Raw genomic sequence first — 19,952 nt, 5'->3', positions numbered from 1 at the left:
TGGGGCTGGGCTTTGGCCCTTGCCCCGCGCATGGCCGGGTGGTGTTATCCCGGGCGGCATCCATCTGGATGCGCTCAATTAAAAAGGTGCCGTTAGCACCAGGAGGAGCTACAGATGAAGCATGTATTCACCAAAGCCACGGCTGCGGTCGTGATGGTTGCAGCCGGTCTGGTGGGTGTTGCCAGTACCGCGCAGGCAGCCGAAGAAAATTTCATCCCCTTGTTTGTCTACCGCACGGGCTCGTTTGCGCCGCTGGGGATCCCATGGGCCAACGGCAAGATTGATTACCTGAAAATGATCAATGCCCGGGATGGCGGCGTCAATGGCGTAAAGATCATCTTTGAAGAGTGTGAAACCGGCTATTCCACTGACAAGGGTGTCGAATGCTACGAGCGCCTCAAAGACAAATTTGGTGGTGCCACCGGCTTTGATACGCAATCTACCGGCATTACCTTTGCCGTCACCGACAAAGCCATGGTTGATGGCCGCTCGGTGATCTCTGTCGGCTATGGTTTGTCGCAATCTGCGGATGGCCGCGTCTTTAAATGGAATTTCCCGCTGCTGGGCAACTACTGGACAGCCTACGATTCCATGATCCAGGACATCGCCAAGAACCTGGGTGGCGAAGACAAGCTCAAGGGCAAGAAAATTGCGCTGGTCTACCACGACTCACCCTTTGGCAAAGAGCCGATCCCACTGCTTGAGGCACGGGCCAAGGCCAATGGCTTCGAGCTGCAAACCTACCCGGTGGCTGCTCCTGGAGTCGAGCAAAAGTCCACTTGGTTGCAGATTCGTAAAAACCGGCCAGATTTCGTGTTGCTGCAAAGCGCGGGCATCATGACACCCACCGCCATTCGCGAAGCACAGTCCGTGGGCTTCCCGCGCGACAAAATGTATGGCATCTGGTGGGCCAGCTCTGAAACCGATGTGGCGGATCTCGGCGATACAGCCAAGGGCTATCGGGGCATCACCATCCAGAACAGTGCCGAGCACGGCCGTGTGCACGACGATGTCAAGAAATATGTGTACGACAAGGGCGAAGGAGCCGACAAAGACGGCAAAACCTTCGGCTCGATTGCCTACACGCGCGGCATGATGATTTCGATGTTGCAAGTCGAAGCCATCCGCACAGCCCAGGAGAAATTTGGCAAGGGCAAGGCGATGACGCCGGAACAGGTGCGCTGGGGCTACGAGAACCTCAATCTTGATGAAGCCAAGCTCGAGAAACTGGGCTTTGCCAAGTTGATGCGTCCTGTGAAGACCACCTGCGAAAACCACATGGGCACCGATTGGTCCCGCATCATTCAGTGGGATGGCAAGAAGTTCAACGTTGTGTCCGACTGGTATCAGTCTGATCCCAAGTTCATCAAACCCCTGGTGCAATCTCTGGGCGAGAAATACGCCGCCGAGAAGAAACTGCCCGTGCGCGACTGCGCAGCCGAGTAAGCAAGACCGGGGCCGGGTATCCCCCGGCCCCCTGGAGACAGGATTATGGAAAGCGTACAGGCCCCAGAGCCCGCACTGTTGCTGGATGTCAATGGTATAGAAGTCATCTATAACCATGTCATTCTGGTGCTAAAAGGCGTGTCGCTCAGCGTGCCCGAGGGTCGGATTGTGGCACTGCTGGGTGCCAACGGCGCAGGCAAGACCACCACATTGCGGGCAATCTCCAATCTGCTGCGTGGCGAGCGCGGTGAAGTCACCAAAGGCAGCATCGTTTATCGTGGCGAGCGTATCGAGTCTTTGTCTCCTGCCGATCTCGTCCAGCGCGGAGTGGTGCAGGTAATGGAAGGCCGGCATTGCTTTGCGCACCTGAGCATCGAAGAAAACCTGCTGACCGGCGCCTATACCCGCCAGCTGGGGCGCGCCGATCTTAATGTGGCACTCGAGCGCGTATATCAGTATTTTCCGCGCCTGAAGCAGCGCCGTAAAAGCCAGGCAGGGTATACCTCCGGCGGCGAGCAGCAGATGGCGGCCGTTGGTCGGGCACTGATGGCGGATCCGCGCCTGATTTTGCTGGATGAGCCCTCGATGGGGTTGGCGCCGCAAATTGTCGAAGAAATCTTCGAGATCGTACGAGATCTCAACCAGCGCGAGGGTGTGAGCTTTTTGCTGGCCGAACAAAACACCAACGTGGCCCTGCGGTATGCCGATTACGGCTACATCCTCGAGAACGGCCGCGTCATGATGGATGGTGCTGCCCGTGCACTTGCCGAAAACGAAGACGTCAAAGAGTTTTATCTGGGCGTGTCGGGATCTGGCCGCACCAGTTTCCGCGAAACCAAATTTTATCGCCGGCGCAAGCGCTGGCTGGCCTGACACACAGGGGGAAGGCATGCAGGCTTACTTTGATGCGCGCGAGACGCAGTCCGCTGAAGACCGCGAGCGCAGCCTCTTTCAGCGGCTACCTGATGTACTGGTTGCAGCTCAGGCCAGGGCGCCTGCCATTGCAAAGCAGCTGCAGGGGCATGATCTCTCCGGGCTGACTACACGCGAAGCGTTGGCTGGCGTGCCTGTTTTGCGCAAGTCCGAGCTTTTGCAGATTCAGCATGCCGCGCGTATGGCACGGCATACGCAGTCTGCGGATGCCGAACGCATCCGCGTATTTGGTGGTGTATCCACCATTGGCTGGGGGGTTGCCCGGCGCGTATTTGCCTCGCCCGGCCCCATCTACGAGCCCGAGTCCGCCAGGCCCGATTATTGGGGCTTTGCGCGTGCCTTGCATGCAGCGGGTGTGCGTGCGGGCGATCTCGTGCATAACTGCTTTTCTTATCATTTCACTCCTGCAGGCTCGATGATGGAAACGGCCGCGCATGCGCTGGGCTGCACCGTATTTCCCGGCGGAGTGGGCCAGACCGAGCAGCAGGTGCGTGTGATGGCCGATCTGGCTCCACAGGCTTACACCGGCACACCTAGTTTCTTGCGCATCATCCTTGAGAAAGCCGACGAAATGGGGGTGGGCTTGCCAACCTTGCGCCGGGCCCTGTTTTCGGGTGAAGCCTATCCGCCCTCGTTGCAGGCCTGGTTTCACGACCGCGGCATACAGGGTTTTCAGGCCTATGGCAGCGCAGATCTCGGCATGGTGGCCTTCGAGTCCGATGCCCGGGACGGCTTGATCCTCAACGAAGACATCATTCTTGAAATTGTCCGCCCCGGCACCAGCCAGCCTGTCGCAGCCGGCGAGGTGGGCGAAGTCGTGGTGACTACCTTCAACCCGGATTACCCACTGGTGCGATTTGGCACCGGAGACCTCTCCGCGATCATGCCGGGCGTGTCGGCATGCGGGCGCACCAATGTCCGGATCAAGGGCTGGATGGGGCGGGCGGATCAAACCACCAAGGTGCGCGGGATGTTTGTCCACCCCGAGCAAATCGCCCGGGTACTCGAGCGCCATCCGGTCATTCATCGGGCCCGGCTGGTGGTTTCGGGCGAGATGGGGCACGACATCATGACGCTGAAGGTCGAGTCGGGCGAAGGTCTGGATCTTGAACAGGTTGCTGAAACCGTCCGCGACCAAACCAAGCTGCGCGCCGTAGTGGATGTTGTCCCGGCGGGCAGCCTGGCCAATGATGGCAAAGTGATCGAAGACGTCCGCAGCTACGATTAAGCCGCGCTATATTTTCTTGCGATACACCAGGCTGATGCGTGCAAATGCCGACTGCAACTGCGGATTGCCGGCCTGAAACACCATCGGCCGGCCTTTTTGCACAAAGCACACCAGCTTTTTGGATGCAAACAAGGGGATGAACTTTGTAGACTGGATCTCCGACCAAGGAACTTCACGCCGCGAAATCCAGGTTTGGCGGATGCCCCAGTCGGAGATCTCGGTTTCGGATGTCCACATGTGCCAGCTCATCCATAGCAGCGCGGCAAAGCACACCAGCAGGCTTAGCCAGACCGTCCAGGGAAGGTTGAGCTCGGCCGCTTGCCCGAGCACCACAAATAAACGAAACGCAATCACGGCCATGATCAGCCATGCAACACCGGCGATCCATCGCGGCCAGGCACGGCCGCGCAAGGGCAGGGGGCCGATCTGCGAGAGGAGTTCGGCGTGTTCTTCAGGGGTCGGACGGTCAAAGGGTGACATAAACAGGAATCAGGATTTTTTGAGTGCCAGGGCGCGGCCGGCCCGGCTGGCGGTGGTGCGGCCAATTTTTTCGGAGATCCAGCTGCCGATATCAACCACGGCATCGAGATCGACGCCTGTATGCAGGCCCTGGCCGTTTAACAGGTACAGGACATCTTCGGAGGCCACATTGCCGGTGGCGCCTTTGGCATAGGGACAACCGCCCAGCCCGGCCACTGAGCTATGGAAAATGCGCACGCCACATTCGAGAGCAGCCAAAATGTTGGCCAGCGCCTGGCCGTAGGTGTCGTGAAAATGCCCGGATACCTGTGTACCCAGATCGGCAACCTGGCCAACTGCTTGCATGACGCGCTTAACCTGGGCGGCGGTGCCCACGCCGATGGTGTCCGCGACGTCGATTTCGTCGCAACCCAAGGCCAGAAAACGCTGGGCAACATCTACAACGGCAGAGATGGGGGTTTCGCCTTGATAGGGGCACCCGAGCGCACAGCTGATGCTGCCGCGCAAACGCAAACCCGCCCGTTTGGCTTCTTGTGCCACAGGCTCGAAGCGGGCGATGGATTCGGCGATCGAGCAATTGATGTTGCGCTGTGAAAAGGCCTCGCTGGCGGCGCCGAAGATGACGACTTCATCCATGTGTGCGGCCAGCGCACCCTCGAGCCCGCGCATATTGGGCACCAGGGCCGAATACAGCGTACCGGGCTTGCGTTGCACCGCAGCCATCACGTCCGCACCATCAGCCATCTGCGGCACCCATTTGGGCGAAACAAATGAAACTGCTTCGATGTTGGCAAAGCCAGCAGCCGCCAGGCGATTGATGAGCTCGGCCTTGATGGCTGTGTCGACAAACTGCTTTTCGTTTTGCAGGCCGTCGCGTGGCCCGACTTCGACGATTTTGATGTGTTCGGTCATGGTAGGCGGGGGTACCTGTGTCGGTGGAGGATTGAACCCTCCATCATAGCGCGGCGTGGGTTTGGCTGGGGAGACAAATAAGGGGAGGCAGGGGCCCTGGCCTGGAAGCCAGTGGGCAGTGGCAACCGGAGTGTCATCAGCGCCGCTGATAACGCCCGTCAGGCAGGCGTGACAGCAGGCCTCGCATTTCCAGCAAGGTGAGCTGGCCCGTGAGGTGGTCGAGTGGCCATTGGGTGTGGGCTTGCAGCGCGTCGATGTTTTTGGGCTCGTAGCCCAGGGCACGCAGCAGAACTTCGGTGTCTGGATCGGGCGCGGTGTCGGTAGCCGGCGGCGAAGGAGTATTTGTCGAAGAGCCCGATGCGCCGGTTTGTGTGAGTGTCTGGCTGATTGAAGCTGGCGTATCTGCCCTTGAAGAACTGGCCGCCGGTATGCCGGACAAGGATGTCTGGGAGAGTTCTTCGAGAATGTCCTGGCCGGATTCCACCAGCTTGGCGCCCTGGCGGATCAGTGCGTGGCAGCCCTTGGACAAGGGAGAGTGAATGGAGCCGGGAATTGCAAAAACCTCGCGTCCGAGTTCGCCCGCCAGCCGTGCCGTGATCAGCGAGCCGCTGTGTGTGGCCGCCTCGACCACCAGTACCCCCTGGCCCAACGCAGCCACTAGACGATTGCGCCGGGGAAAATGATATTTCAGCCCCTGGGTGCCTAACGGAAACTCCGACAGCATCAGGCCTTGCCCGGTAATTTCGTGCGCCAGTGCGCGATGGCTGGCAGGATACACGCGGTCTATCCCCGTGCCCAAGATGGCCAGCGTGCTGCCCTTGCCTGGCCCCGCAGCCAGTGCCCCCCGATGTGCGGCGCCGTCGATGCCAGCTGCCAGCCCGCTGACCACGCACCAGCCATGTCGGGCCAGATACTCGGCAAAATCGTGAGCATTGCGTTCGCCCTCGGGGGTGGCACTGCGTGCGCCCACAATGGCCAGCATGGGTCGGGCCAGCACTGAGAGCTGGCCATGGGCATAGAGCACAGGTGGCGAATCCTCCAGTTGCAGCAGTGTGGCCGGGTAGAGTGGGTCGGCCAGCGTCAGTAGGTGGTGTTGCGGGTGATCCAGCCAACGGACGGTGTCGTCGATGGTTTGCTGCAAATTGGCCGCGGGCGCCTGGCGCAGCCGCGCCGCCAGCCCTGGGTCGAGGTATCTGGCCAGGTTGCTGGTGGAGGCCGTGTAGATGTTATGTGGCAGGCTGAACACCGATAAAAGCCGATGGATGCGTCCGGCCCCCAGATCGGGTTCTAGTGTCAGGCGGATCCAGGCCCGCAGTTCGGTGTCTTCCAGGAGGATGGGCATGCTGGCAGTGTGCCATGATTTTGATACCCCATCAGTGCCTGTGGGACATTCACACGGCAGTGAGAGCGGAAAACATGTTTTATGATAGAGCTTTAGGCATTACAGAATCAGGCAATCGATATGGCTTTGCTTCCTATTCTCAAATATCCCGATCCCCGGCTGCACACTGTGGCGGCGCCGGTCGGGCAGGTCGACGATCGCATCCGCCAACTGGTCAATGACATGGCAGAAACCATGTACGCAGCGCCCGGCGTGGGCTTGGCTGCCACTCAGGTGGATGTCCATGAGCGTGTCGTTGTTATCGATATCTCCGAAGAAGGCAACGATCTCCATGTGCTGATCAACCCGGAAATCACCTGGAAAAGCGATGAACTTCAAACCTACGAAGAAGGCTGCCTGTCGGTGCCGGGGGTTTACGACGAAGTCCAGCGCGCCGCCCGGATCCACGTGCGTGCCCTCAATACCCAGGGCGAACCCTACGAGTTCGACGCAGATGGCCTGTTGGCCGTGTGTGTCCAGCACGAGCTTGATCACCTCTTGGGCAAGGTGTTTGTCGAGTACCTGTCTGTGCTGAAGCAAAACCGCATCCGTACGCGTCTGCGCAAGCAGCAGCGCGAGGCGCAGCGCGAAGCGGCAGGAGTATAAAACCCATGCGGTTGGTGTTTGCAGGTACCCCGCATTTCGCGCAACAGGCACTTTTGGCCATTATCCGGGCCGGGCATTCTGTGGTGGGGGTGCTTACCCAACCCGATCGTCCCTCTGGCCGGGGGATGAAGCTTCAGGCCAGTCCCGTCAAGCTGGCCGCCCAAGAGGCCGGTATTCCAGTGCTGCAGCCCCGCAGCTTGCGTCTGGATGGCAAGTATCCGGACGAGGCCGGCGAGGCTCAGGCGACACTGGCCGGGTGGGCGCCCGATGTGATGGTGGTGGCTGCGTATGGCTTGATCCTGCCTCAGTGGGTGCTGGATCTTCCTCGCTATGGTTGCCTCAATATTCATGCCAGCCTGCTGCCCCGGTGGCGCGGCGCGGCGCCGATTCAGCGGGCAATAGAATCCGGTGATGCTGCCACCGGCATCACGATCATGCAGATGGATGCGGGCCTGGATACCGGGGCGATGCTGTTGCAGACCTCCCGCCCTATCGGGCCGGATGATACCGGCGCCAGCTTGCATGATGCCCTGGCGCACATGGGTGCCCAGGCAATCCTGCAGGTGCTTGATCAGGTGGCCGCGGGGCGTGCGCCTGCCCCGGTGCCACAACCGGCAGATGGCATTACGTATGCCGGGAAACTGCAAAAATCAGAGTCTGTGCTGGATTTTTCTTTGCCGGCCCACATGCTGGCGCAGCGTATCCGGGCCTTCGATCCTTTTCCGGGCACCACACTGGCTTTGCCGGGGATTGATCAGCCTGTCAAGGTATGGGCGGCACATGCCGTGACGCTTGCCCAAAACGAGGCACCCGGCACTTTGTTGTCGGTGGCCCCCGAGGGCATCGATATGGCCACTGGCGACGGCGTTTTGCGCATTACCGAGTTGCAAAAGCCCGGTGGGCGGCGACAGCCTGTGAGTGTGTTTGTGCAGTCGTATCGGCCCGATTAAAGGCCAAACAAAGCCTTAACTGCCGGATTTTTTTCGGGACGTGTCGATCCCCAGCTGCTTCAACTTGCGGTACAGGTGAGTGCGCTCGAGGCCGGTGCGCTCGGAGACACGTGTCATGCTGTGATTTTCGTGCAGCAGGTGATATTCGAAATAAATGCGCTCAAACTCGTCGCGGGCTTCACGCAGGGGTTGGTCGAGGGTGATGGGGCCCACGTGTGAGTCGTCGGGGGCCGCTGCCATCACGGGGGCTGCCTGAGCCGCCGCAGTAGTGGCCGCACCGCCATTGATCGCCGGTGTTTGTGTAAACACCGGATCCGGAATCACCGGGCGCTCGGTGCGGGTGCGCATGGATTCGGGGATGACTGGCCGCGCCAGGCCTGCCGCCACGGTTTTAAGCAGCTTTTGCAGGGTGATGGGCTTTTCGAGAAAATCGACAGCCCCGATGCGCGTGGCTTCGACTGCGGTATCGACAGTGGCATGGCCGCTCATCATGATGACCGGCATATTGAGCAGACCTTGGCTGGACCACTCTTTAAGCAGGCTGACGCCATCGATGTCCGGCATCCAGATATCCAGTAGAACCAGATCAGGACGCTGACGCAGGCGGAAATCACGCGCTTGGGCGGCGTTTTCGGCGAGCTCGACTGTGTGTCCTTCGTCGTAGAGGATTTCGGACAGCAGCTCGCGGATACCAATTTCGTCGTCGACCACCAGAATTCTGGCCATATTACCTCGCCTGTGTATTGTGACTATTATCCTGTGCCTGATCCCTGACGTCCAGCCGTGCTGTGCCGGCGGCCAGCCGCGAGAACAGGATCGAGATGCGGGCGCCGCCTTCGGTGCGGTTGGAAATATCCACCTGGGCGCCATGTTCTTCGACAATTTTCTTGACGATCGCCAGCCCCAGGCCCGTGCCGGTTGCCTTGGTGGTGACATAGGGCTCGAACACCCGGTGCAGCACTTCGGGGGCGAATCCAGGGCCGTTATCAGACACTGTGAGGCGCACCTGTGGCGGGCGACTGGTGTCTTCCGGGTGGATGGCACGCGTTTGTACGCGCAATTCTGCTTGCTCTTTGCCCACGTGGCTTTGGGCGGCATCCCGGGCATTGGCCAGCAGGTTGTGGATCACTTGCCGCAGTTGGGCCGGATCACCCATGATCACCGGGAGGGTCTCTGCCAGGTGCGCGTCGATGTGCAGGCCTGAGCGAGTGCGGTCGGGATGATCGGGATCCCAGCCGTACAGCGTGAGCACGTCGATCAGTAATGCATTGAGGTCGATGTCCTGCATCTGGGCTGGTGGGGTGCGGGCGTATTCGCGGAAATCATCCACCATGCGTTTGAGGGAGGCTACCTGATTGACGATTGTCTGGGTGGATCGCTGCAGCATCGCCGCGTCCTCGGGGTTCAGGCGGTCGCTCAGTTTCATGGCCAGGCGTTCGGCCGACAACTGAATCGGGGTGAGCGGGTTTTTGATTTCGTGGGCCAGGCGCCGTGCAACCTCGCCCCACGCCACCGTGCGGCTGGCCGAGATTACCTCGCTGATGTCGTCAAACACCACCAGATAACCATCTTCGTGTCCGTCCATCACCAGCCGTGTGCCGCGTGCCAGCAAGGCGATGATGTGTTTCTTGCGTTCGTTGTCCGGCGCTTCCTGAAGCTCGATTTCGAATTGCTGCTGCCAGTAGGGACGTGTGGATTCAACCGCTTCGTGGGCCGCAAACGCCTGCCGGATAAGCTGCGCAAGCGCCAGCGCACCGTCCACGGTTTCCAGCGGACGCCCCTGACAGGTACGCAGATCGATATGCAGGATGGACTGCGCCCCCTGGTTAAACAGCGTCAGGCGAAAGCTGTGATCAAACACCAGCACGCCCGAAGACAGATTGCTGAGTACCGATTCAAGGTACAGATTGCTTTGTTCAAGTTGACGCCGGTGGCGGTCGACCATCCCCCGTGCCTCGTCCAGCTGGCGCGTCATGGCATTGAAGGATCGGGTGAGTTGCCCGACTTCATCGCGGGCCGGGGGCTCAGGCAATGGCCGGTAATCGCCCACCCCCACGGCTTGTGTGCCTGACGCCAGCGTCAGCAGCGGCCTGACCAGGCGTCGCGAAACCGCCAGTGCCACAACCACGGCCGCAAAAACAGCCAGAATCAGGGCTAGCGTGAGCGTGATGCCATACAGCTTGCGCAGGCCCAGGCGCGACAGGGCAAGTTCTTGATAATCCTGAAACCCTTGTTGTACCTGGTTGGCGTTGTGTGCAATGCGTTCGGGCACCGCCTGGATGACTTGCAGCCAGCGTGAGTCGCTGCCCAGGCCCATGGCGGTGCCCAGACGATCCGTGTTGGACCCCAGGGGTATCACTACCCGAAGGTGCAGTCCTGTGCTGGTGGGGCCAGAGCCAGGTTTGACGTCGGATTCGGCTGCCGAATACCCTTGAGAGACCCGCAGCTGGTTCATCACGCTGCTGGGCGGCAGATCGGGCAGCAGTTGGCCAAAGGCGGTGGAAGAAAACGCTACCAGCCGGCCGTTGCCAGTAAAGACCATGGCTTCGTCGATACCGTTGGATTCGCGCAGCGAGGTGATCAGCAGGGCAATCTCGGGATCGCTGGTATTGGCAAGCCGGGTGCCCATGTTGTGGGCGCGGCCGCTGAGCTCAGCCAGTTGTGCATCCAGTGCCGCCCGGCCCAGATTGAGACCGGCTTCCAGAGCGCTGTCAACGCGGACATTGAACCAGGATTCAATGGATCGTGACATGAATTGCACGGAAAGGACGTAGATGATGAGGCCGGGCAAGATCCCGATCAGGGTGAAATACAGAGTAAACCGGGCCGTCATCCGGGCGCCAAACTGGCGGCGCCTGACCTGGCGGATCAGGCGTACCGACAACATGGCCACCCACGAGATCAGGGCAACCGCCAGCACGCCATTGAGCAGCAGCAGCACATCGTATTGCTGGGCATATCGTGACGCATTGCCTGTCGACCAGACCAACAGGCCCAGCAGTGCAACCGCGCTAACGGCGGCCACCAGCAGGGTAACGCGTAGCGCCCAGCGCGTCAGTCGTGGGGCGTATCGTCGATAAGAGAAAATGCGAAGTTTTTCCATGGTGTGTTCAGGGACCAGGCATTGCTGTTAAGCGCATCTACCTGAAACGGGCGGGCCAGACGGGAGGTATCCAGACGCAGCCGGATCTGGCCGATGTATTGGATGCCTGGCTGAAGGCTGTGTGGAGCGCCTACGGGCCACTGGCGGATGTGCCGTACGAGGTCGAGCGCTTCATCCAGCGATGTGGCGGGCAAGGAGCGTTGACCCACGGTGACGTGCCATTGGCGGGTAAGTGCGTTGTATTGGATGCGCCAGGTTTGCTGCGTGCTGACCACGGATTTATCAATCCACCACCAGCGTGGCTGCAGAATGTTGAGATCCACCGTGAAATACAGCGGGACGCCCTTTTGGGCAGCGTCATGAAGCTCGCTGCTCAGGGTGAAGTCGATATCCACGTCCAGCATCAGTTGCCCCTGCGGCGCTGTGGGCTGTACGTGCATCACGTGCGCCTCGCGGCCGTATGCCGCTGGCAGGAGGGTCAGCAGGCAGAACGTCAGGACGATCAGGGAACGAAGCATGCAAAGGCCGGACGAAATGAGGCAGACGATGGCGTATTGTTGATGACACGGGGCGCAAGCGCAAGTTGGCCTGCTTCTGGTGCCTCGTGCCAGGCTCAGGCGGGCTTGCGGATCAGGGCATAAAAGAAGCCGTCTCCGGTGTCTGCAAGCCTGGGCAGCATGTGTCCGGGGGCGGGCAGCCGCAGGGCCTCGGGGTGGCGTGTCATGAATGCCTGGATCTGTTGTTCGCCTTCTTGCGGGAAAACCGAGCAGGTGGCATACAGCAGATGGCCGCCGGGTTTGAGCAATGGCCATAAGGCATCGATAATGCGCGCCTGAAGGGCAGCGGTTTGCTTGAGGTCTGTCGCGCGCCGCAGCCAGCGGATATCCGGGTGGCGGCGCACCACACCCGATGCGGTGCAGGGCACGTCCGCCAAAATGACATCGTAGGGCTGGCCATCCCACCAGGCGGCGGGGTCGGCCGCGTCTGCGCATTGCAGGCTGACAGCATTGTCCAGAAGCTGCAATCGTTGCAGGTTCTCGTTCACACGTGCCAGGCGTGTGGCATCGCTATCCAGTGCAGTCAGCTCCAGACGGGCACGCTCCAGCAGGTGGGCCGTCTTGCCACCGGGAGCGGCACAGGCGTCCAGAACGCGCATGCCGTCTTGCAAGGGCAGCAGTTCGCCCGCCTGCTGCGCAGAGATATCCTGAACCGACCACCAGCCCTCAGTAAAACCAGGGATCTCGCGAACCGGACGTGGTTGCGCCAGCTGGACACCGGATGTGCCCACCGGGTGGGCGGCAATCTCCGCCTGGGTCAGGCGGGCCAGGAAGTCTGTTCGGGAAATCTGGCGGGTATTGACGCGCAGGGTCATGGGGGGTGGGCACTCGCCCGATTGCAGGATTGCCTGCCAGTGCTCAGGCCAGGCCTGCTGCATGGCCTGAATCCACCAATCGGGGTGGTTCCAGCGTGCGGGCCCCTGTGATTGAATCTGCGCCAGCAGGGTGTTGCGCTCGCGGCCATAGCGGCGCAACACGGCGTTGATCATGTTTTTGGCCGGGCGGGTATGGCGATCAGCGGCTGCTGCCTGCACGAGTTGATTGACCAAAGTATGCTCCGCATACAGAGGTGTGCCGGGCGCCTGGCTTTGACCCTCATCCTCGCGCAGGCGGGCTTCCAGCAGGCAAAGCCCCAGCAGCAACATCGCTTCAGTGAGACGATTGGCCGGGCGCCGGGGTACCAGTGAAGCCTGCGCCGCCTGAGCGAAGCCCAGCTGGCGCATGGCGTGAAACGAGAGTGCCTGTGCTGCCGGGCGAAGATCGGCGGGTGTGCGCTCGAGGGTGTCGGAGAGCGAGCGGCCTTCGAGCACACCGCAGATGGCCCGGGCGGCAGCCAGCAACTGCTGTGCCAGCCCGATGCTGCGGGGGTTCATGCGGGTTCGTCCGGCTTGCGGGGCACCACACGTGGTGGTGGTTTGCCGTCTTCAAGGGGGTTGGCGCGTTTGAAGACCGTGACAGGGATCTCGCCCACCACCCCACGCCGGGCCTGAACACGCCAGGCGTGCCCGTAGGCAACCTCAAGGCTCAGATGAATGGTGCCATCGTCGTGGCGGCGCCGCTCGAGTGCCTTGATGAGGCGTGCACGCCAAGCTCGGCCGGCCAGGCCGGCACGCCGCTGCGCGTGGGGGTTGCCGCCCAGTATATGGACGTCGTCCAGCAGCTTTTCTGCGGTTTTGTAGGTAAGAGTGATGACTTCCTGATCCATGACGGGGTCGGCAAATCCCACTTGCAGCATCAGGTCGCCAAAATCGTGCATGTCCACGAATTCCATGGGCCGGGTGTCCAGCCCCGCCTCGGCCACGGCGTCACGCAGCTCGCGCAGGGATCCTGGCCCCAGGCTCGAATACATGGCCAGTGCGTCATTGCGCAGTATCCGGCGCCATTCTTGCAGCACCAGGTGGGGTTCGGCATGCCAATGCAGGGCCAGATTGGACCACACCAGGTCCAGGCTTTGGTCGGCCAGGCCGGTTTCGGCCAGATCGGACTCGATGAACTCGGGTTGTGGCGTGGGCTTGTTGCGCAGCCGGTGCCAGAACCCCGGCTTGCTGAGGTAGCGGGCACGGGCGGTATCCAGCAAGGCAGCGCAGTGATCCTGGCCGATGTAATGCAAGTCGGGGTAGCGGGCCCTTAAGGGATCCAGTGCGTGAGCGGCCCCGCAACCGGCATCCAGGATGTCGTGGGGTGCGATACGGATATAGCTGAGCCGGCGCAGCATGCGTTGGGCGATCTCGCCAAACAGGAACTGCGCGGCATCCAGTGGCGCGCGCCGGGCAAACTGGCGCGACACGGCCGTGGGGTCGATGGGAAGACGGGGAAGCTGTGGCATAAAGGGTCAAGGCCGGCAATGCGGCGCTGCCTTCTGTGGTGAGATGGCGGCAATGGCAAAAATCGAAGGTGACATTATGCGGCATCTGGCCAACTGGCGCGACTGGCGGCAGTGGATTCCGGCAGAATGCCCGGCCTGTGGGGTACGGCAGGCCGGGCAGGGGATATGTCAGGCGTGTGCCGCCGGCCTGTTTGCGCACCGTCATGTGCCTCGCTGCCCGGTGTGCACCCATCCGCTTATGGCGGGCCGTTGCCCGGATTGCCCGGCAACGCCGCCTGCCTACACACGCGTGATCACGGCGTTTGATTATGCAGGTATCGGGCGTCAACTGGTCCACGACTACAAAGTGTGCGCCCGTCTGTCGCTGACCCGGCTTCTGGCGGATATGCTGGCGCAGGCAGTCCGGCAAGCGGGTGCGGATGCCCGCTTGCCGGACTGGATTGTGCCGGTGCCTGCTCATGCCACTGCCGTGCGTACCCGTGGGTTCAGCCCGCCCGCAGAAATTGCACGCCGGCTGGCGCGCGAGTTTGGCCTCCGTTGCCACCTCGATGGCTTGCGGCGCGTGCAGGTGCGCCCGCGGCAGGCCTCAATGAATCGCGCTCAGCGCCTGCGCGCCCAGGCCGGTGTGTTTGCTGCTGGCGAAGATCCTCCCGTGCGGCTGAAGGCGGCGCCTGTTCTGTGGCGGCCTGGCTGCTTACGGGCGGGCAATCAGCCTCTTTTGGCGGATGCCTACGTTGTCGTGGTGGACGATGTAATGACCACTGGCGCCACATTGCAGGCCGTGGCTGACACCCTGAAGACGGCGGGTGCTGCGCGGGTAGACGGTTGGGTGCTGGCGCGCACGGTTTGCCAGCCCCTCGGGTCGGGCCCCACGCCAGATCTACAATGACACTTTTTCTGAGACCCTATGTTTCACGTCGTGCTGGTCGAACCGGAGATCCCGCCCAATACCGGTAATATCATTCGCCTTACCGCCAACACTGGCACTTTTTTGCACCTGGTTCGCCCCCTGGGGTTTCCGCTGGATGATGCGAAGATGCGCCGGGCCGGCCTGGATTATCACGAATGGGCGCAAATGCAGGTGCACGATACGCTGGCACAGGCCTTTGACCACATCGGTGGCGACCCCGCCCGCCGCTTTGCACTCACCACCCGCGGTTCGGTGCTGATCGGCCAGCAGCCGCTGCAGCCGGGCGATGTGTTTGTGTTTGGCCGCGAGACGGCCGGCTTGTCTGAAGAACAGATGGCACTGTTTCCTGCCGGGCAGCGGATCCGGCTGCCCATGCGCCCGCAACAGCGCAGCATCAATTTATCCAATGCTGTGGCGGTTACCGTTTTTGAAGCCTGGCGTCAGGCTGGATATGAAGGCGGTGTGTAAGGCGCGTTTATTCGGGGCGTGCGTCGCGGGCCAATAGCCTGGCCACGGCCTGATGGGGGGGCAGGTTGGCAAACAGTACCTGGCACACGGCGTCCGTGATGGGCAGATCCACATTGTGGCGTCTCCCCAATGCCAGGGCGGCCTGTGCGCAGCGTACGCCTTCTGCGGTCATCCCGTTGGCCAGGATGCTTTGCAAGGAATGCCCTTGTCCCAGGGCAACGCCCACTTGCCGGTTGCGCGAAAGATCGCCCGTTGCAGTTAGCACCAGATCGCCCAGGCCGGTCAGGCCGGTAAAAGTTGCTGCGCGCCCGCCCAACGAAACCCCCAGGCGCTGGATTTCTGCCAGGCCGCGGGTGATGAGGGCCGCCCGGGCGTTGGTGCCCAGCTGCAGGCCGTCGCTGATCCCACAGGCGATGGCCATGACGTTTTTTAGCGCGCCACCCGCCTCAACCCCGATGATGTCACGGGTGGTGTAGATGCGTGCCTGATTGCCGTGAAACGCCGCCTGGGCAACCTCGCCGGTGTCGGCATGGGTGCTGGCAACGGTCAGTGCCACGGGAAGCCCCTGCGCCACTTCGCGGGCAAACGAGGGGCCTGAGAGCACGCCGGCATGCAGCCAGGGCAGATGCGCCAGTGAGTCGCACAGGATCTGATGCGGCCACTGCAAGGTATCGGGGCTGATCCCCTTGCATGTCCAGAGCAGATGCACGGTGCCCGGGGCGTGCGCCGGAAAATGGCGTGCCAGGTGCCGGCAGGTTTCCGGCATCCCGGACATCGGAACGCCCAGCACAATCAGGCGCAGAGTGCCTTTGGGGGCATCCAGAACATGGGACAGCGCGTCATCCCAGTGCGGCGTGGCGCGCAGCGAGACTGGCAGTTCGATGTCTGACAGATAGCGGGGATTGCGGTGGGCTTGTTGTATTCCCTGCGCGGTGGCGGGGTCTCGGGCCCACAGCACAGTATCGGCCTGACGGCTGGCCAGGGCGGCCAAGGCGGTACCCCAGTTGCCGGCACCCAGAACAGCCAGACGGACAGTGGACATGGTGGTGTGCAGATAAGTAGCGCTGATTGGCAGGCCCTGAGGGGCCTGGCCGGATGGTCTGGCTTAGTTGCGCGCGCCCGGGGGGAGGATCAGGCCGGAATCTTCGCCTTTTTCCTGTTGGCCGTTTTGCTGTGCAATGCGTTGCTCGTAGAGCGCCTGGAAGTTCATTTCGCTGAGATGCAGCGGAGGCAGCGAGGTGCGCGTGATGGCATCGGCCACATTGGCGCGCAGATAGGGGTAAAGCATGGTGGGGCAGACAATGCCCAGCAGGGGGTCGAGTTGGTCGGCCGGGATGTTGGCGGCTTCGAAAATGCCCGCCTGGCTGAGCTCGACCAGGTAAACGACTTTGTCGCCAATGCGGGTGGTGACGGTTGCCGTGACGACGGCTTCGAAGACGGACTCGGCCAGTTGTTCGCCACCCACCTGGATGGAAACTTCGACGGTGGGACCTTCGGGCTCGAGGAAAATTGCCGGTGCATTGGGCATCTCGAGAGAGAGGTCTTTGACATAGGTACGTTGCAAGCCGAAGCTTGGGGATTGGCCGTCGGTTTGGTTTTCTTCAGACATGTGGGGTTCCGTGCAAGGGTCGGTGGAAGGGGATCAAGCCTGTAGCAAGGGCAACAGGCCGTCTGCGCGATCGAGGGCGGACAGATCGTCGTAGCCGCCAATGTGGCGTTCGCCGATATAGATTTGCGGTACTGTGCGCCGGCCGGTGCGTTCCATCATGATGGAACGTTGGGCGGGGTCGCGATCGACATAGATTTTATGAATTTCCTGGACGCCGCGTTGTTTGAGCAGCATCTCGGCGCGTGTGCAATACGGACACACGGTGGTGCAGTACATCGTAATGTGTGACATCAAAAGACTCTATCAGGATTTCTTGAGTGGCATGCCGCCTTCGGTCCAGGCGTTCAGGCCGCCATCAAGACAGGATACCCGTTGAAAGCCGTGTTTGCGCAATTGCGTGACGGCACGGGCGCCTTCGCGGCCGTGGGCGTCTACCACGACAATCGGTTTGTCCTGGGGGAGCGTGCCCACGTGGCTCTCGAGTGTATCGAGCGTGATGTTGCGCGCTTGCGGGATGTGACCGGCCTTGAATTGCTCGGCAGGGCGAATGTCGACGAACAGGCCTTGTTCGCGATTGATCTGCTGGATGGCGTCGGTGAGGGCGATGCGTGCGTTTGAGCGTCCCTTGGATAGGGAGGGCCACAGCAGCAAGGCGCCCGATGCCAGTGCAATCAGCACGATCCAGAGGTTGTTCTGGCCAAGTAAAAAGTCCACGGCGATTCCTGTTACAGCGGTGAGAGGGAATTGTATGCTGGGGGATTATAAAATGATCAGCTATTTTCAACTTTTCAGACTGGCAGCTCATGTACAAACTAGTCCTTATGCGTCATGGCGAGAGCCAATGGAATCTCGAAAACCGTTTTACAGGCTGGACAGATGTCGACCTCACCGACACTGGCCGTGCCCAGGCGCAACAGGCGGGTGCATTGCTCCGCGCCGAGGGTTTCGAGTTTGACCTGGCCTTTTCATCCGTGCTCAAGCGTGCCATCCGCACCTTGTGGATTGCGCTGGATGCCATGGATGCCATGCACACCCCGATCGGGCTGAGCTGGCGGCTCAACGAGCGCCATTACGGTGCACTTCAGGGGCTGAACAAGGCCGAGACCGCTGCACAGTATGGCGAAGCGCAGGTGCTGCAATGGCGCCGCGCCTACGATATCGCCCCCGAGCCCCTGTCCCAGGACGATCCGCGCCATCCACGTTTCGATGCGCGCTATCGCCGGGTGCCGGCCGATCAGTTGCCCGCCACCGAGTGCTTGCGTGACACCGTCGACCGCGTGGTGCCGTTTTGGGATGATTCCATCGCACCAGCCATCCGTGCGGGTCGGCGTGTGCTGATATCTGCCCATGGCAACAGCCTGCGTGCCCTCATCAAGCACCTGGATGGTCTGTCAGACGAAGAAATCATTGGTCTTAACATCCCCACCGGGCAACCGCTGGTCTACGAGCTCGATGCCGAGCTTCGTCCGATTCGTCATGCTTATCTGGGCGATGAAGAAAAAATTCGTGCCGCCATGCAGGCTGTGGCCAATCAGGGTAAGGCGCAGCAGGGCTGATATGCGTGTTCTGGGGCTGGGTTTGATGGTGTGTCTGGTGGCCTTGTCCGCCAGCGTTCAGGCGTCGCTGCAAACTCGGCAGGCCCAGGCGCAAGAAGACCGCAAGGCGTTGCGCGAGCAGATCGAGGCTGTGCAAAAGCACATTGATTCCTCCGAGTCTGCCCGCGAGGACGCTTCCCGGGATCTCAAGGCTTCCGAACAGGCCATCTCCGACATTACCCGGCGCCTGGTTGATCTGGCCCAGCGTCGTGAGGCGCTGGACAAAACCTTGCAAGAGCTCTCCAGCGCCCGTCAGCAGCAGATGGCTGAGTTTGGTCGCCAGCGGGATGCATTGGCCAAACAGTTGCGCGCGCAGTATGCCAGCGGCCTGTCTCCCTGGACGGCCTTGCTGTCGGGCGAGGATCCCCAGGAGATCGGCCGTGCACTGGCCTATCTGGCCTATGTGTCGCGCGCACGCACCGATACCTTGCAGTCCGTGCAAAAAACGGTCGATAAGCTGGCAGCGCTGCAGCGTGACACTGACGCCCGCCAGGCAGAGCTCAACACCTTGTTGGACGATACCAAAACGCAAAAGCAGGCGCTGCAAGAGCAGCAACATGAGCGGCAGGTGGTGCTTGCCAAGGTGCAGGCGCAGCTCAAGACACAACAGCAGCAGGCCGAGCACCTGCAAGCTCGAGACACACGCCTGGGCTCACTGATCAAATCACTGGATGTCGAGATTGCCAAGGCCGAGGCGCGCAGGCAGGCAGCCATCAAGGCGGCTGCCGAACAACGTGCCCGTGAGAAAGCCGAGCAGGCCCGCCGGGCGCGGCAGCTGAAAGCCGAACGTGAGCAGGCAGCACGCCATGCGCAAGAGATACGCGAGCAGGCCGAACGTCACGTCCGTTCTTCAGAAACCCCTGCGCAGGGCCTGACTGCAGAAGAGCAGGTAGCCTCGGCGCCAGGGGGCCAGGCACAGAAGGCAGAGCCCCGCGAGGATGCCTCACTGGCCCCGCGCACGATGCCCGAGCAAGGGTTTGCTGGTTTGCACAAACGTTTGCCGCGGCCCGTGCAGGGTGATCTGCTGGGACGCTTTGGGGCCCAGCGGCCTGAGGGCGGCCTGTGGCGTGGTGTCGTACTGAGGGCGGCTGCGGGCACCCCGGTGCGCGCCGTTGCGCCGGGACGGGTGGTGTATGCCCACTGGCTGAGTGGTTTTGGCAATTTACTGATCATCGACCACGGTCAACAGTATCTCAGTATCTACGGTTACAACCAGGCAGTGCTCAAGCAGGTGGGCGATATCGTGGCGCAAGGCGATGTCGTGGCCAGGGTGGGGGCCACCGGGGGACAGGTAGATCCGGGGTTGTACTTCGAACTGCGCCATCAGGGGGCTCCCATCAACCCCCAACTATGGTTGCAGCCTTAATTTCTGTACTATGTTAGGTTTGGTGCGCGTTCTTTTTGCAGCGCATCAAGCCTGAATTCAGGCACCACAAGACACTTATCCT

At 61.4% G+C, this 19,952-nt stretch carries 21 protein-coding genes; 9 read left to right on the top strand and 12 right to left on the bottom strand.

Annotated features, from left to right (window positions below):
* Positions 1-114 precede the first annotated feature (114 nt).
* Genes ABS758_RS06915 through ABS758_RS06905 form a run of 3 tightly spaced genes read left to right on the top strand, consistent with a single transcriptional unit; the run spans position 115 to position 3,607 of the window.
* Positions 115-1,446, top strand: coding sequence for an ABC transporter substrate-binding protein (locus tag ABS758_RS06915; RefSeq protein ID WP_350381777.1), 1,332 nt, complete (start codon positions 115-117; stop codon positions 1,444-1,446).
* Between the two features lie 45 nt (positions 1,447-1,491).
* Positions 1,492-2,319, top strand: a complete 828-nt coding sequence (locus ABS758_RS06910) for an ABC transporter ATP-binding protein (protein WP_350381778.1) — start codon at positions 1,492-1,494, stop codon at positions 2,317-2,319.
* A 16-nt stretch (positions 2,320-2,335) separates the two neighbouring features.
* Positions 2,336-3,607, top strand: coding sequence for a phenylacetate--CoA ligase family protein (locus ABS758_RS06905; RefSeq protein ID WP_350381779.1), 1,272 nt, complete (start codon positions 2,336-2,338; stop codon positions 3,605-3,607).
* A gap of 6 nt (positions 3,608-3,613) precedes the next feature.
* Here the strand turns inward: ABS758_RS06905 and ABS758_RS06900 are convergent, their stop codons facing one another.
* The 3 genes from ABS758_RS06900 to dprA form a co-directional block, all read right to left on the bottom strand.
* Positions 3,614-4,087, bottom strand: a complete 474-nt coding sequence (locus ABS758_RS06900) for a hypothetical protein (RefSeq protein WP_350381780.1) — start codon at positions 4,085-4,087, stop codon at positions 3,614-3,616.
* A 9-nt stretch (positions 4,088-4,096) separates the two neighbouring features.
* Entirely contained in the window at positions 4,097-4,999 is a 903-nt protein-coding gene (locus ABS758_RS06895) for a hydroxymethylglutaryl-CoA lyase (RefSeq protein WP_350381781.1), read from the bottom strand.
* Positions 5,000-5,135: 136 nt separating this feature from the next.
* Complete coding sequence (gene dprA / locus ABS758_RS06890; protein WP_350381782.1) at positions 5,136-6,341, bottom strand: DNA-processing protein DprA; 1,206 nt, start codon at positions 6,339-6,341, stop codon at positions 5,136-5,138.
* A 120-nt stretch (positions 6,342-6,461) separates the two neighbouring features.
* Here dprA and def point away from each other — a divergent pair, with 120 nt between their 5' ends.
* Entirely contained in the window at positions 6,462-6,986 is a 525-nt protein-coding gene (gene def / locus ABS758_RS06885; protein ID WP_350381783.1) for a peptide deformylase, read from the top strand.
* Between the two features lie 5 nt (positions 6,987-6,991).
* Complete coding sequence (fmt, locus tag ABS758_RS06880; RefSeq protein ID WP_350381784.1) at positions 6,992-7,936, top strand: methionyl-tRNA formyltransferase; 945 nt, start codon at positions 6,992-6,994, stop codon at positions 7,934-7,936.
* Between the two features lie 15 nt (positions 7,937-7,951).
* Here the strand turns inward: fmt and ABS758_RS06875 are convergent, their stop codons facing one another.
* The 5 genes from ABS758_RS06875 to ABS758_RS06855 form a co-directional block, all read right to left on the bottom strand.
* A complete protein-coding gene (locus ABS758_RS06875; RefSeq protein ID WP_350381785.1) occupies positions 7,952-8,662 on the bottom strand; it encodes a response regulator in 711 nt (236 codons plus the stop codon).
* Position 8,663: 1 nt separating this feature from the next.
* Positions 8,664-11,039, bottom strand: coding sequence for a sensor histidine kinase (locus ABS758_RS06870; protein WP_350381786.1), 2,376 nt, complete (start codon positions 11,037-11,039; stop codon positions 8,664-8,666).
* Positions 10,991-11,557: a DUF4390 domain-containing protein gene (locus tag ABS758_RS06865; RefSeq protein ID WP_350381787.1), complete on the bottom strand. Its 567-nt coding sequence runs from the start codon at positions 11,555-11,557 to the stop codon at positions 10,991-10,993. Before ABS758_RS06865 ends, ABS758_RS06870 begins: the two co-directional genes overlap by 49 nt.
* Before the next feature lie 95 nt (positions 11,558-11,652).
* Positions 11,653-12,969, bottom strand: coding sequence for a 16S rRNA (cytosine(967)-C(5))-methyltransferase RsmB (gene rsmB, locus ABS758_RS06860; protein WP_350381788.1), 1,317 nt, complete (start codon positions 12,967-12,969; stop codon positions 11,653-11,655).
* Positions 12,966-13,922: a methyltransferase domain-containing protein gene (locus ABS758_RS06855; protein WP_350381789.1), complete on the bottom strand. Its 957-nt coding sequence runs from the start codon at positions 13,920-13,922 to the stop codon at positions 12,966-12,968. Before ABS758_RS06855 ends, rsmB begins: the two co-directional genes overlap by 4 nt.
* Positions 13,923-13,974: 52 nt before the next feature.
* Between ABS758_RS06855 and ABS758_RS06850 the strand changes: the two genes are divergently transcribed.
* Both ABS758_RS06850 and ABS758_RS06845 read left to right on the top strand, forming a co-directional pair.
* Positions 13,975-14,811, top strand: coding sequence for a ComFC family protein (locus tag ABS758_RS06850; RefSeq protein ID WP_350381790.1), 837 nt, complete (start codon positions 13,975-13,977; stop codon positions 14,809-14,811).
* 18 nt (positions 14,812-14,829) lie between these two features.
* The gene (locus ABS758_RS06845; protein WP_350381791.1) at positions 14,830-15,300 is read left to right on the top strand and encodes a tRNA (cytidine(34)-2'-O)-methyltransferase; all 471 of its coding nucleotides are present in this window, start codon (positions 14,830-14,832) and stop codon (positions 15,298-15,300) included.
* A gap of 7 nt (positions 15,301-15,307) precedes the next feature.
* On the opposite strand, the gene ABS758_RS06840 is transcribed toward ABS758_RS06845, so the two are convergent.
* The 4 genes from ABS758_RS06840 to ABS758_RS06825 form a co-directional block, all read right to left on the bottom strand.
* Positions 15,308-16,342 (bottom strand): NAD(P)H-dependent glycerol-3-phosphate dehydrogenase, encoded by a 1,035-nt coding sequence (locus ABS758_RS06840; RefSeq protein WP_350381792.1) that lies wholly within the window; start codon positions 16,340-16,342, stop codon positions 15,308-15,310.
* Positions 16,343-16,405: 63 nt separating this feature from the next.
* A complete protein-coding gene (gene secB / locus ABS758_RS06835; protein ID WP_350381793.1) occupies positions 16,406-16,909 on the bottom strand; it encodes a protein-export chaperone SecB in 504 nt (167 codons plus the stop codon).
* Between the two features lie 33 nt (positions 16,910-16,942).
* Positions 16,943-17,200, bottom strand: coding sequence for a glutaredoxin 3 (gene grxC, locus ABS758_RS06830; protein WP_350381794.1), 258 nt, complete (start codon positions 17,198-17,200; stop codon positions 16,943-16,945).
* Between the two features lie 12 nt (positions 17,201-17,212).
* Positions 17,213-17,623 carry a rhodanese-like domain-containing protein gene (locus ABS758_RS06825; protein WP_350381795.1) on the bottom strand — a complete coding sequence of 137 codons (411 nt, stop codon included), beginning with the start codon at positions 17,621-17,623 and terminating at the stop codon, positions 17,213-17,215.
* A gap of 89 nt (positions 17,624-17,712) precedes the next feature.
* Here ABS758_RS06825 and gpmA point away from each other — a divergent pair, with 89 nt between their 5' ends.
* Positions 17,713-18,465 carry a 2,3-diphosphoglycerate-dependent phosphoglycerate mutase gene (gpmA, locus tag ABS758_RS06820; protein ID WP_350381796.1) on the top strand — a complete coding sequence of 251 codons (753 nt, stop codon included), beginning with the start codon at positions 17,713-17,715 and terminating at the stop codon, positions 18,463-18,465.
* A 1-nt stretch (position 18,466) separates the two neighbouring features.
* On the top strand, positions 18,467-19,870 hold the full coding sequence (locus ABS758_RS06815) for a peptidoglycan DD-metalloendopeptidase family protein (protein WP_350381797.1): 1,404 nt from the start codon (positions 18,467-18,469) through the stop codon (positions 19,868-19,870).
* The last annotated feature ends 82 nt before the right edge of the window (positions 19,871-19,952 follow it).

The organism is Castellaniella sp. FW104-7C03 (assembly GCF_040276085.1).
Classification (GTDB): Bacteria; Pseudomonadota; Gammaproteobacteria; order Burkholderiales; family Burkholderiaceae_B; genus Castellaniella.
The sequence above is the reverse complement of the archived record's forward strand: the minus strand, read 5'-3'. Positions and strand labels throughout refer to the sequence as shown.